Source organism: Nonomuraea longispora, assembly GCF_004348345.1.
In the GTDB taxonomy this organism is placed as follows: domain Bacteria; phylum Actinomycetota; class Actinomycetes; order Streptosporangiales; family Streptosporangiaceae; genus Nonomuraea; species Nonomuraea longispora.
This window is the reverse complement of record NZ_SMJZ01000025.1, coordinates 1-12,058: the sequence shown is the minus strand read 5'-3', so window position 1 is coordinate 12,058 and position 12,058 is coordinate 1. Positions and strand designations below refer to the sequence as shown.

Here is a 12,058-nt window from a genome sequence, read left to right as displayed (position 1 = left end):
TCGTTACGGCACAGCCGAGGTCACGCCGGCCGCCGCACGTGGCTGAGAGACGGCCCGGCCGTGGGTGCCGTCGCGCAGGTCACGGAAGTGCCTGAGCAGGGCTTCGTTGATGGGAGTGCGCGTGCCCTCCCCCTGCCCCATGGGGTCGTCAGGCCACCTCAGCGGGCCTCAGACGGCCTGGCCGAGCAGCTTCTCGATCCTGGCGCGCACGTCGGGTGTGTCGAGGCCGCGTACCGTGAGCGTCGTGCGGCGGCGTACGACGTCGTCGACCGTGGCCGCCCACTCGCGGTCACGGGCGTAGACCGCCTGAGCCCAGATGTCCGGCCCGTCGGGGTGGATGCGCTCGCCGAGCGCCGGGTCCTCGCGGATGAGCCGGGACAGGTCGAACGCGATCGAGCCGTAGTGCGTGGCCAGGTGCCTGGCGACCAGCGGGTCCATGCGCGTGCCCGGGTCGCGGTCGGTCCACAGCCGCATGGCCACCGCGTCGGGGCTGGCCAGCCCCGGCAGCGGCACCGCCGGCAGGATGTCGGCCAGATCGTCGCCGAGCGGCTGCCCCGGCAGGCGGGCGAGCGTGGCGAGCACGTGCCTGCCGATGTGCCGGTAGGTCGTCCACTTGCCGCCGGCGACGGAGAGCATGCCGCCCGAGCCGCTGGTCACGACGGTCTCCCGTTTGGCCGCGGCGACCTGCCCGGGGCCGCCGGGCAGCACGCGCAGCCCGGCGAAGGCGTAGGTGATGTCCTCGCGCCTGAGCTGGGAGTCGCGTACGGAGTGGCCCGCCTCGTCGAGGATCTGCGCGATGTCGGCCTCGGTGGCGCGGACCGCGGCCGGGTCGCCCTCGTAGGCCTCGTCCGTGGTGCCGAGCAGCAGGTGGTCCTCCCACGGGATGGCGAAGGACACCCGGTATTTGTCGATGGGCGTGGTGAGCGCGGCCTTCCACGGCTCCTGCCGGCGCAGCACCAGGTGGGCCCCCTTGGACAGCCGGATGCTGGGCGCGGCGGAAGGGTCTTCCATGCGCCGCAGATGGTCGACCCACGGCCCGGTGGCGTTCAGCACGAGCCTGGCCGACACGCCGAACTCGGTCCCGTCGAGCCGGTCGCGCAGCTCGGCGCCCGTCACGGTGCCGGACGTCTTGCGCAACCCGACGACCTCGGCGTGGTTGAGCACGACCGCGCCCGCGTCCACCGCGGCTCGTACGGTCATGACGGCGACCCGGCTGTCGTTCATCTGGTGGTCGCCGTAGACGGCGGCGGCCCGCAGGCCCTCGGAGCGCAGGGCGGGCACCCTGGCCATGGCCTGCTGCGGCGTGATCACGCGGCCCATGCCGTCGCCGAACACCGACAGGGCGGAGTACAGGAACACCCCCGCCCCCAGCTTGGCGGCGCCGTGCGGGCCGCCCTTGTAGATCGGCACCACGAACGTCAGCGGCTTGACCAGGTGGGGTGCGATGTCGGCGGCCAGCGCGCGCCGTTCGCGGTGGTTCTCCGCGACCAGTCGCACGTTGCCGGTCTGCAGGTAGCGCAGGCCGCCGTGGACGAGCTTGGAGGAGGCGCTGGACGTGGCGCCGGCGAAGTCGCCTGCGTCCACCATCGCCACCCGCAGCCCCGCCTGCGCGGCCATCCACGTCACCGACGTGCCGAGGATGCCGCCGCCGATCACGAGCAGGTCGTAGGCGGTGCCGGCCAGCTCGTGCCTGGTTTCCGCGCGGTCGGTGCCGATCGCGAGTGTCATGGTCTGCTCCCCTCGTCCTGCTCGACCCAGCCGAGAGTGCGCGCCACGGCCTTCTTCCAGTTGCGGTATTCGCGTTCGCGTACGGCTTCGCCGATCGCGGGACGCCATTCGGCGGCCTTGTGCCAGTTGGCCCGCAGGCTCTCGACGTCGGGCCAGTAGCCGGTGGCCAGGCCGGCCGCGTACGCGGCGCCCAACGCGGTGGTCTCGGCCACCATCGGCCGGATGACGGGCACCGCGAGCACGTCGGCGAGCGTCTGCATGAGCAGGTTGTCGGCGGTCATGCCGCCGTCGGCGCGCAACGTGGTCAGGTCGAGCCCGGAGTCGGCGTTCATCGCGTCGACCACCTCGCGGGTCTGCCACGCCGTGGCTTCGAGCACGGCCCGTGCCAGGTGGCCCTTGTTGACGAACCCGGTCAGTCCCGCGATCACCCCGCGCGCGTCGGAGCGCCAGTGGGGCGCGAACAACCCCGAGAACGCGGGCACGAAATAGCAGCCGCCGTTGTCGTCGACCGTCTTCGCCAGCGTCTCGATCTCGGCCGCGCTGGAGATCAGGCCCAGGTTGTCGCGCAGCCACTGCACCAGGGAGCCGGTGACCGCGATGGCGCCCTCCAGCGCGTACGTGGCCGGGCCGGAGCCGATCTGGTAGCCGACGGTGGTCAGCAGGCCGTGCTTGGAGACGACCGGCTCGTGACCGGTGTTCATCAGCAGGAAGCTGCCGGAGCCGTAGGTGCTCTTGGTCTCGCCGGGGGCGAAGCACGTCTGCCCGAACAGCGCGGCCTGCTGGTCGCCGAGCGCGGAGGCGACCGGGACGCCGCCGGACGTGCGGCCGTAGACCTCGGCGGACGGGCGGATCTCCGGCAACATCGCGCCCGGCACGCCCATCGCCGCCAGCAGCTCGTCGTCCCAGCCCAGCGTGTGGATGTCCATCAACATCGTACGGCTGGCGTTGGTGACGTCGGTGATGTGGCGGCCCGTGAGGTTCCACAACAACCAGCTGTCCATCGTGCCGAACAGTACCTCGCCCCGCTCGGCCCGCTCCCGCAGGCCGGGGATCTCGTCGAGCAGCCAGCGGATCTTCGGCCCGGAGAAGTAGGTGGCCAGCGGCAGCCCGGCACGCTCCTTGAACAGGCCCTCGTGCTCGGCCAGCGCCCGGGTCAGCGCGTCGGTGCGGGTGTCCTGCCAGACGATCGCGTTGCAGACGGGCCTGCCGGTCTCGCGGTCCCACAACACGGTGGTCTCGCGCTGGTTGGTGATGCCGAGCGCGGCGATCTGCGCGTTCTCGATGCCGGCGCCGCTCACGGCCTCTCCGAGCAGGCCGCGCACCGCCTGCCAGATCTCGTCCGCGTCGTGCTCCACCCAGCCGGGCCTGGGGAAAATCTGGCGGTGCTCCCGCTGGGCGACGGAGATGATGTTGCCGGCCTCGTCGAAGACGATGCACCGGCTGGACGTGGTGCCCTGGTCGATGGCTGCGACGTAGTGCGGTCGAGGCACGAGCTTCCTCGCTTGGATCAGGGTTCGACAATGTCGAACGACGTGAAGAATGTTATGCGGTCGTCATAGGGGTGGACAAGTCAGCGGGCGAGGGCGCGCGTGATCGCGCGGGCCGCGTCGCGCACGTACGAGACGTACTCCATGTGCAGGGCTCCGTCCGGGGCCAGCCGCTCGACCGCGCCGCGGATGCCGATGGCGCCCACCACGATGCCGCGCGCGTCCTTGATGGGCGCGGCGATGGCCACCTCGCCCTCCGTGAGCTCCTCCCTCTCGGCCGCCCAGCCGCGCGCCCTGACCTGGTCGAGCTCGGTCTCCAGGGCTTTGGGGTCGGTGAGGGTGGCCTTCGTGTACGCCCGCAGAGGCGCGGCCGGCGCCTCGCCGTAGGGGTCGTGGGCGAGCAGGACCTTGCCGAGTGCGCTGGCGTGCGTCGGCAGGTAGGTGCCGACCTGGAGGGTCTGCATGCTGTCGTCCGGCCTGAACACGTGGTGGATCACCAGAACGTGCCCCTCGTGCAGGGTGCCGATCCAGGCGCTCTCCCTGCTGCGTCCCGCCAGGGCGTCGGCCCAGTTGATCGAGCGGGTCCGCAGCTCGTTGACGTCGAGGTAGCTGCTGCCCAGGTGGAGCAGCGTGGCGCCGAGGCGGTACTTTCCCGTCGCCAGGTCCTGTTCGACGAACCCCACGCGGACCAGCGTGCGCAGGATGCCGTGCAGCGTCCCTTTGGGCAGGCCCAGCGCCTTGGCCAGCTCGGCCACGCCGAGCTGGCGCGGACCCGAGGCGAGCAGCCGCAGGATGGCGGCCGCCCGCTCGACCGATTGAATCGTCTCTCCCACACCTCGCACCCTAGTGCAGAGCGGTTCGATAATGCCGAACGCAGACCCTGCGGCGGTGAACAGCCGCACCGGTCGGCCGCAAAGTGCCCGCCCACCAGCGGCGCGGCAGGTCGGGTCGGCCTACAATGTCGCAAGCGGTGAACCCGGCAGACCACGACGCCCCGTTCAGCCCCGCGCCCGAGCCCGGAATGCCCCCTCAGTAAAGACATGGCAGGGAGAGCCCGGCGGGCACGCGATGGCGGCGGCGAGTCCCCCGGGATCACTCGCCATGAGCACAACCCCCGGCGAGGTCGCCAGCCCTCCCCGTGACCGAGGAGAGCCGAGCACGCCATGCCGACAAGGAGATGCCTGCGCCGCCTGACCAGGCCGCAATCCCTGCCCGCGTGCAGGGGCACCTGGTACGCCGCGGGCCGTGCAATGCCGGGGCCGTCAAAACATGCACCACTAACGGGATAGGGGTCCCGTTAACCGGGCATGCCGGTATACGGTGAGGAGTTTAGATGGAACAACCTTCCCGTTTGGCGGGAACCGTGCGGCCGGGGGGCCGCACCGCGCGGGTACGCGCCGCCGTACTCGACGCCACCCAGGACATCCTGGTCGAGCACGGTTTCCACGGCCTGACCATGGACCAGGTGGCGGCCAGGGCGGGCGTCGGCAAGACCACGGTCTACCGGCGTTGGGGGAGCACTCCCAGGCTGGTGGCCGACCTGATGAAAGAGCTGGCCAACCAGTCGTCGCCGCACGCCGACACCGGCGACGTCGAGTGTGACCTGCTGGCCAACGCGGTGTCCGTCTGGGAGGCGGTCACCGACGGACGGCTCGGTGCCACGTTGCAGGCAGTGATCGCCGCCGCGACCTGCGACGAGGAGGCCGCCGACGCGCTGCGGACCTTCTTCGCCCGCAGGATCGAGGAGTGGGCCACCGTCGTGGACCTGGCCGTCAAGCGGGGCGAACTGCCCGAGGGGACCGACGGCGGTGAGTTGATCAGGGCGATCTCCGCCCCGCTCTACTACCGCCTGGTGGTCACGAGGGAGCCGGTGACGCGCTGGGACGCCGAACGGTCGGTGTCACGCACGCTGGCCGCCGCGCGGGCCGGCGCCTTCGTGCCCTGACGGGCTCGGTCCCGTGAGACCGCCGGTTTCACGGGGCTGAGCGGGGCCAGATCGATCCGTACCACCACAACACGCCCCCCATGATCACGAGCCCGCCCGCTGTGGCCAGCTTGGCCATGAGGTCCACGGGCGGGCCCGTGAAGGGGAGGCGGTCGAGGTGGTGGCCCCAGGGGCAGTCGTTCTCGATGTCGGTCGAGTCGATCAGCGTGTCGGGGTGGTGCTCGGCGACCGAGTACGCCTCGATCTCGGCGCGACTGCCCCTTTTCACCCGCACCTGCTTGACGATCGTCTTGCGTGCCGGGATCGAGCCGCTGGCCACGGTTCTGCCGTCGGCCCGCAGGTCGTACCGTGCCAGCTGGCGCGTCACGTTGCGGAGCGTGACGGTGGCCCGGCCGGAGCGGCAGGCCACGTCGTCGACCGTCATCGTGAACGGGTCGCCCGGATCCAGTCGCGGCCAGGCCCAGGCGGTGGCGGGGAGGAGCAGCGCCACGGTCATGGGCAGCGTGGCCAGGACGATACGAGTACCGATACGCATGCGCTCCCCCCGGGCTGTGATCTTTGCTACTGAATGTGCCCAAGTGAGCACTAAAAGTAACATCGGCTCACTGAGGGAGCGCACGCCCCCGGATACACGCCATGATGGATGTATGGCGGAGGCGATCTACGTCGGCGGGTTGTTGGTGGCGACGCCGCTTCTCGACGACCCCAACTTCCGGCGTAGCGTCGTGCTGATCCTGGAACACGACCACGACGGCGGCACTCTGGGTGTGGTGCTCAACAGGCCGAGCGACATCTCGGTGACGCAGGTGCTGCCCGTGTGGGATCCGCTGGTGACGGGGCCTCCGGTGTTGTTCGAGGGCGGGCCCGTGCAGACCGACAGCGCGCTCGCGCTGGCGGCCGTCCCGAGCGGGGAGGAGCCGCTGGGCTGGCGCAGGCTCCACGCCGGCACGCCGGCCGTCTCGCGGCTCGGCACGGTCGACCTGGACGCGCCGCCCGAGATCCTGCAGGGGGAGATCGCGCAGATGCGCATCTTCGCGGGGTACGCGGGCTGGACGTCGGGTCAGCTGGAGAGCGAGATCGCCGAGGGTGCATGGTACGTCGTCGACTCCGAGGTCGGCGACACCTTCCACGCCGATCCGGGCTCGCTCTGGCGGCACGTGCTGCGGCGCCAGCACGGCGAGCTGGCCTTCGTGGCGACCTGCCCGGACGATCCGACGATGAACTGAGCCCCGCCGCTCAGAGGTCCCATCCCGGCCGCAGCGAGCGCTCGGCCAGCTCGATCGTCTCGGCCATGCGGCCGGTGATCTCCGGCATCCCGCCGTCGCGGCGCGGGCACTCGAAGCCGACGCGCATCGCCGACATGGCGAAGGCGACGATCAGGTGGGAGAGCTGGTCCGAGTCGGCGTCGGTTCCCCTGCGGGCGGCGACCAGCTCCGCGAGGCGGCGCTCGGTGCCGGCACCCCTGGCCACCGACTGGCCGATCAGCTGCGGGTTCTCGTCAAGGACGCGGCGGAGTTTGAGGAACCTGCGGTGCTCGTCCTCCGTTGAGCCTTCCATGTCGCTCAGCACCGCGCGCACCGCGTGCATGAGTGCCGTGAACGGCGGCTCGCCCTGCGGGCGGGAACGCATGGTCTCCATCATGAGCCCCTCGCCGTGGTCGTGGAACCACAGCACCAGATGGTCCTTGCTGGTGAAGTAGCGGAAGAAGGTGCGGGGGGAGATGTCGACGGCCCCCGCGATCTGCTCGACGGTGGTCGACTCGTATCCTTGTTCGAGGAACAGGTCGAGTGCCGCGTCGAGGATCGCCAGGCGCGTCTTCTCCTTCTTGCGTTCACGCAGACCCACAGTGGTCACTCCCTCGAAACTTTTCTGTCATAGTGTGCCATAAGTCATAGTCCGCCAAGTGAAAGTCGGTTGTCACAAGTCATCGGCTGTCATAGATTGCTGAGGCTTGCGATACCTATGCCCCTATGCGGGGCTTATGTCATTCAGGGGGACTCATGGCTCACGCGAAGGCGGTCGGCGTGCCGTCGCCGCCCGGTCCGGACCGGACGGCGGCCGGCCGCAATCCGTGGCTGGTGCTGCTGGCGGTCAGCCTGGGCGTCATCATGGTGATGCTCGACGGCACCGTGGTGGGCATCGCCAACCCGGTCATCCAGGCCGACCTGAAGGCCTCGCTGTCGGACCTGCAGTGGGTGACCAGCGGCTACCTGCTGGCGCTGGCGGTGTTCCTGATCACGGCGGGCAAGCTCGGCGACCTGTTCGGGCACAAGCGCGTCTTTCTCATCGGGGTGGCCGGCTTCGCGATCACGTCCGTGGGCATCGGCCTCAGCGCCGAACTGGCCGGCGTCATTCCCGGCCTCTCGCCCGTCGGCGCGCTCATCGGGCTGCGGGTGCTGCAGGGCCTGTTCGGCGCGCTGCTCCAGCCCGCGGCGCTGGCGCTGCTGCGTGGAGCGTTCCCAGGGCCGAGGCTGAACCAGGCGATGGGAGCCTGGGGCGGCATCATCGGCCTGTCCAGCGCCGCCGGACCGATCGTGGGCGGTGTGCTGGTCGAGAACGTGAACTGGGAGTCGGTCTTCTTCATCAACGCGCCGGTCGGGATCATCGCCCTCGTCATGGGCATCTTCCTGATCCAGGACAACCGCGCCCAGACCATGGCGCGGATCGACTGGCTCGGCGTGCTGCTGCTGTCGGGCGCGATGTTCTCGCTGGTGTGGACGATCATCAAGGCCCCCGACTGGGGATGGGGCGACAGCACGACGCTGAGCTTCCTGGGCGCGTTCGCGGTGCTGATCGGCGCGTTCGTCTTCTGGCAGCACCGGGCGCAGAAACTCGGCAGGCAGCCGCTGGTCCCGCTGTCGCTGTTCAGGAACGTCTCGATCTCCATCGGCACCGTGCTGATGATGATGGTGGCGTTCGCGATGTTCGGGGCGATGTTCTTCCTGGGCTTCTTCTTCCAGGGCGTGCACGGCCTGAGCCCGCTGGAGGCCGGTCTGCGCATGTTGCCGATGAGCGCCGGCATGATCGTCGCCTCGCCGCTGGCGGGCCTGGCGATCGGCAGGCTCGGGCCGAAGATCACGATGGCGGCCGGTCTGCTCATCACCGCGTTCGCCATGTTCCTCATGTCCCAGCTCAGCATCGACGCGTCGTTCCTCGCCAGCGCCATCCCGTTCGTGCTGCTGGCCTTCGGCATGTCGCCGGTCTTCGTGGGCGCCACGGAGATCATCGTGGGCAACGCGCCACTTGAGCTGAGCGGTGTCGCGGGCGGTGTCCAGCAGTCGGCCATGCAGGTCGGCGGCGCGCTGGGCACCGCGATCCTGGGCGCCGTGATGGCCGCCGAGATCTCCGGCACGCTGCCCGGCCACCTCGGCCCCGCGGCGCAGGCCATCCCGCCCGCGCAGCTGGCCGGGCTGGAGAAGGCGGCCGCCTTCGGCGCGGCTCCTCCCGGGCTGCCGCAGCCGATCGTCGACGCCGTGCACCACTCGTTCATGGACGGCATGCACCTCGCCTTTCTGGTGAGCACCGGCATTGCCGTGCTGACCGCCCTGCTGACGCTGTTCGTCAAGGCGGGGCGCAAGGCCGAGGGCGTACAGGTGCACGTGGGCTGACCCCCTGAGCGGCCCGCTGCGGCCCTCGCCCTCGCGGCGGGGGCCACGGCGTTCGGTGCAGGACGCGGTCGCGAGCGGGCATAAACTCGGTGGGGTGAGCAGCACGAAGATCCTCCCAGAGCAGGAGACCACGCCGCGGACCTCGCACGGCGACGGCGATCACGAGCGCTTCGCCCACTACGCGGACAAACACAAGATCACCGAGAGCATGGTGACGGGCACGCCCATCCGCGCCCTGTGCGGCAAGATCTGGGTGCCCAGCCGTGACCCCAAGAAATACCCGGTCTGCCCGGAGTGCAAAGAGATCTACGAAGGCCTTCCCTCCGGCGGTGGCGAGGGTGACGACAAGCAGTGAGTGTTGCTGAGCGGTGATCCTCCACTGAACAGCTACGGTCTGTAGCCATGTCGGTGCATTCCGCAGTGGGAGGATCGTATGGCTCGGCGTGCGACCGCCGTCTCGTTGGCATGCCTGCTGGCGATCTGGTTCGCCCCGCCGCTGCGGGCCGGTGCCGCCCACGCGGCCGTGTGCGGCCATCGCGCGCCGGAGGGGCCAGGGCCGCGCTCGCCCCAGCCGGGAGACGTGGCCAAGGTCCAGTCCGAGCTGGCCCGGCGCCTGGCCGGCGTCACGCCGCCGACCCAGATCACCGTGCCCACCGTGGTGCACGTCATCACGCGGCCTGACCGCCAGGTCTCCGACCAGGCGGTCGAAGCGCAGATCACCGTGCTCAACTCCGCGTACGCCGGCCGCTTCGGCGGCGTCGACACCGGCGTGCGGTTCCGCCTCGACGGCATCGAGGTCAGGCGGAACGCCGCCTGGTTCGGCGATCCGGTCGGCCACGAGCGGGCCATGAAGAGCGCGCTGCACCAGGGCGGCCCCGGCACGCTCAACCTCTACGTCGCCCAGCTCAGCGAGCAGATGCTGGGCTTCGCCAGCTACCCCTACTGGTACACCGACGATCCCGCGCTCGACGGCGTCGTCATCGACTGGCGCGGCCTGCCCGGGGGTGCGATGACCAACTACAACCGCGGCTTCACCGGCGTGCACGAGATCGGCCACTGGCTCGGGCTGTTCCACACGTTCGAGAACGGCTGCAAGGAGCCGGGCGACGGCATCGACGACACACCCGCCCAGGCCAGGCCGACCAAGGGGTGCCCTGAGCGCTCCGACACCTGCGCGAAGGCGGGGCTCGACCCCGTGCACAACTTCATGGACTACGCACACGACCGGTGCATGTCGGAGTTCACCCAGGGGCAGGCCAGGCGGATGCACGAGATGTGGGCGGCGTACCGGCAGGCCGCGCCGGGCGCGATGCGAGGCTGAATACGATGTGCGAGTGACAGCTCCGAAGGCACTCGACACTCCCTACCAGCCGCCGCGGATCTTCGGCGCGCGCTACCGCACCGCGACCCTCGGCATCCTGCTCGTGGTCACGCTGGTGGCTTTCGAGGGCATGTCGGTCGGCGTCGCCATGCCGGCCATCGCCGACGAGCTGGACGCGCTCGACCTCTACGGGATCAGCTTCTCGGCCTTCCTGATCGCCAGCCTGTTCGCCAACGTGGTGTCGGGCCTCTGGTCGGACCGGCACGGCTACCCCTTCCCGTTCGTGGCGGGAATGGTGTTGTTCGTCGTCGGGATGGCGCTGGCCGGGGCGGCGTCGACGGCGGTGATGTTCCTCGTGGCGCGGGCCGTGCAGGGGCTGGGGGCGGGCTCCACCATCGTGGCGCTGTACGTGATGATCGCGCGGGTCTACCCCGTGGAGTCGCGGCCCAAGGCGTTCGCGGCCATCTCCGCGGCCTGGGTGGTGCCCGCCATGGTCGGCCCGGCCGTGGCCGGGTTCGTGGCCCAGAACTGGGGCTGGCGCTACGTCTTCTACGGCATCATCCCGCTCGTGGTGCCCGCACTGCTGATGCTGCTCCCGTCGCTGCGCAGGCCGTCATCGCCGGACGAGGCGCCGTCCGGCGGGCCGAGGTCGCGGCCGGTGGCCATGACGCTGGCCGCCACCGCCGCGGCCGCCGGCGCCGGAGTGCTGCTGCACGGCGTCGATCGGCTGCACCTGCATCCCGTCTCAGGAGCGGTGGAGACGGCGGCCGGGCTGGCCTCGCTGATGTACGGGCTGTTCCGACTGTTGCCTCTCCGGGCGCTGCGGTTCGGGCGCGGGCTGCCCACGACCGTGATGATGCGGGGCTTCTTCTCGGCCTCCTTCTTCGGCGTCAACTCCTTCATCCCGCTGGCGCTGCAGGAAGTGAAGGCCTTCGACCTGTCGAGCGCGGGCTTCGCACTGACGACCGGGGCGCTCGGCTGGTCCGCCGGCTCCTACCTGCAGAGCAGGAAGGAAGGGGCGGCGCACCTGCGGATCCGGCTCGGCACGAGCTGCATCGCCGTCGCGATCCTGCTCTGCCTGCTGGCCGTCCTGCCCGGGACAAGCGGGTGGATCGCCGTGCCCGCGTGGATCCTGGCCGGCTTCGGGATGGGGTACGGCATGACCACGGTCAGCATCACGGCGCTGAAGCAGTCGCCCGTCAACGAACAGGGGGCCAACTCCGCGGCGCTGTCGGTGACGGACATGCTGGGCTCGGCGCTGGCCATCGGCGTCGGCGGCGCGCTGGTCAACCTGATCGGGCACTCCTCCGCCGAGATCGCCACCGGGTTCGTCGTCATCTCGATCCTCATGGCCTCGATCGCCCTGAGCGGCACCGTGCTCGCCGGTCGCACCCGTTGAATTCCGCCCCACCTGTCACAACGGCAACGGATCGCCTGATCGCCGTCGCCAGGAGTGATAGGACAGCGGGACAAGGAGGTGTCATGGAGGGTGATCACCGTGTCTGGCCACCGCGGATGGGGGCCCGGCATCGCCGTACTCCTCCTGAGGACCGTACGTCTCCTGAGTCCGACACCCCTCCCGACGGCGCCCCCGCAGAGGGCGGAGGGGCCGTGTGGGGCGCTCACCGCGGCGCGAGGCCCCGGCGGGGCAGAAACCCCTTCGAGAGCGTCCGGGACACCACCGCCAGGACCGAGCGGCCTCCTGACCCCCCTCCAGGACCCGTCCATGAAACGGGCTGGGGAGGTCTGCCGGGGCCTGAACCCGCGTCGCCGCGGAGGCGGCGGGAACGGTCCCATCCGCTGGACCTCGGTCCTGACCTGGAGGACGAGGAGCCCTGGAACCCGCGCATCCGCGGCGCCGTGGAAGCCGGCCGGGGCAACGGGCGTGGCGCGGGCCGCGCTCCGGCGCAGGAGGGCGAGTCCCTGCCGCCGTCGGCCAGGCTCCGGGGTTCGCCGATCGCCCCGGGGC

12 protein-coding genes are annotated in these 12,058 nt (G+C 70.6%); 6 read left to right on the top strand and 6 right to left on the bottom strand.

Features of this window, described 5'->3' with window-relative positions; translation table 11 throughout:
• Window positions 1–3: 3 nt before the first annotated feature.
• From E1267_RS44175 to E1267_RS09560, 4 genes are all read right to left on the bottom strand, one after another.
• The gene (locus tag E1267_RS44175) at window positions 4–141 is read right to left on the bottom strand and encodes a hypothetical protein (protein ID WP_165959529.1); all 138 of its coding nucleotides are present in this window, start codon (window positions 139–141) and stop codon (window positions 4–6) included.
• A 27-nt stretch (window positions 142–168) separates the two neighbouring features.
• A complete protein-coding gene (locus E1267_RS09570; RefSeq protein ID WP_132331917.1) occupies window positions 169–1,728 on the bottom strand; it encodes a glycerol-3-phosphate dehydrogenase/oxidase in 1,560 nt (519 codons plus the stop codon).
• Window positions 1,725–3,218 (bottom strand): glycerol kinase GlpK, encoded by a 1,494-nt coding sequence (gene glpK / locus E1267_RS09565; protein ID WP_132331915.1) that lies wholly within the window; start codon window positions 3,216–3,218, stop codon window positions 1,725–1,727. The genes E1267_RS09570 and glpK overlap by 4 nt, the downstream gene beginning before the upstream one ends.
• Window positions 3,219–3,298: 80 nt before the next feature.
• The gene (locus E1267_RS09560) at window positions 3,299–4,048 is read right to left on the bottom strand and encodes an IclR family transcriptional regulator (protein WP_132331913.1); all 750 of its coding nucleotides are present in this window, start codon (window positions 4,046–4,048) and stop codon (window positions 3,299–3,301) included.
• A 500-nt stretch (window positions 4,049–4,548) separates the two neighbouring features.
• On the opposite strand from E1267_RS09560, the gene E1267_RS09555 reads away from it, so the two are divergent.
• A complete protein-coding gene (locus E1267_RS09555) occupies window positions 4,549–5,160 on the top strand; it encodes a TetR/AcrR family transcriptional regulator (protein ID WP_132331911.1) in 612 nt (203 codons plus the stop codon).
• Window positions 5,161–5,188: 28 nt separating this feature from the next.
• Here E1267_RS09555 and E1267_RS09550 read toward each other — a convergent pair whose 3' ends face one another.
• Complete coding sequence (locus E1267_RS09550) at window positions 5,189–5,695, bottom strand: hypothetical protein (protein WP_132331909.1); 507 nt, start codon at window positions 5,693–5,695, stop codon at window positions 5,189–5,191.
• 112 nt (window positions 5,696–5,807) lie between these two features.
• On the opposite strand from E1267_RS09550, the gene E1267_RS09545 reads away from it, so the two are divergent.
• Window positions 5,808–6,386, top strand: a complete 579-nt coding sequence (locus tag E1267_RS09545; RefSeq protein ID WP_132331907.1) for a YqgE/AlgH family protein — start codon at window positions 5,808–5,810, stop codon at window positions 6,384–6,386.
• A gap of 10 nt (window positions 6,387–6,396) precedes the next feature.
• Here the strand turns inward: E1267_RS09545 and E1267_RS09540 are convergent, their stop codons facing one another.
• A complete protein-coding gene (locus E1267_RS09540) occupies window positions 6,397–7,005 on the bottom strand; it encodes a TetR family transcriptional regulator (RefSeq protein WP_165959530.1) in 609 nt (202 codons plus the stop codon).
• A 155-nt stretch (window positions 7,006–7,160) separates the two neighbouring features.
• Between E1267_RS09540 and E1267_RS09535 the strand changes: the two genes are divergently transcribed.
• From E1267_RS09535 to E1267_RS09520, 4 genes are all read left to right on the top strand, one after another.
• Window positions 7,161–8,768: an MFS transporter gene (locus E1267_RS09535; protein WP_132331903.1), complete on the top strand. Its 1,608-nt coding sequence runs from the start codon at window positions 7,161–7,163 to the stop codon at window positions 8,766–8,768.
• A 94-nt stretch (window positions 8,769–8,862) separates the two neighbouring features.
• The gene (locus E1267_RS09530) at window positions 8,863–9,123 is read left to right on the top strand and encodes a DUF3039 domain-containing protein (protein WP_132331901.1); all 261 of its coding nucleotides are present in this window, start codon (window positions 8,863–8,865) and stop codon (window positions 9,121–9,123) included.
• Between the two features lie 78 nt (window positions 9,124–9,201).
• Window positions 9,202–10,089 (top strand): zinc metalloprotease, encoded by an 888-nt coding sequence (locus E1267_RS09525; RefSeq protein ID WP_132331899.1) that lies wholly within the window; start codon window positions 9,202–9,204, stop codon window positions 10,087–10,089.
• Window positions 10,090–10,102: 13 nt separating this feature from the next.
• Entirely contained in the window at window positions 10,103–11,488 is a 1,386-nt protein-coding gene (locus tag E1267_RS09520) for an MFS transporter (protein ID WP_246063661.1), read from the top strand.
• Window positions 11,489–12,058 lie beyond the last annotated feature (570 nt).

What these genes read in the sequence shown, in the direction of transcription:
- E1267_RS09570 (WP_132331917.1), bottom strand. Translation starts at nt 1,728, where the DNA reads ATGACACTCGCGATCGGCACCGACCGCGCGGAAACCAGGCACGAGCTG.
- E1267_RS09555 (WP_132331911.1), top strand. Translation starts at nt 4,549, where the DNA reads ATGGAACAACCTTCCCGTTTGGCGGGAACCGTGCGGCCGGGGGGCCGC.
- E1267_RS09525 (WP_132331899.1), top strand. Translation starts at nt 9,202, where the DNA reads ATGGCTCGGCGTGCGACCGCCGTCTCGTTGGCATGCCTGCTGGCGATC.
- E1267_RS09545 (WP_132331907.1), top strand. Translation starts at nt 5,808, where the DNA reads ATGGCGGAGGCGATCTACGTCGGCGGGTTGTTGGTGGCGACGCCGCTT.
- E1267_RS09535 (WP_132331903.1), top strand. Translation starts at nt 7,161, where the DNA reads ATGGCTCACGCGAAGGCGGTCGGCGTGCCGTCGCCGCCCGGTCCGGAC.
- E1267_RS44175 (WP_165959529.1), bottom strand. Translation starts at nt 141, where the DNA reads ATGGGGCAGGGGGAGGGCACGCGCACTCCCATCAACGAAGCCCTGCTC.
- E1267_RS09550 (WP_132331909.1), bottom strand. Translation starts at nt 5,695, where the DNA reads ATGCGTATCGGTACTCGTATCGTCCTGGCCACGCTGCCCATGACCGTG.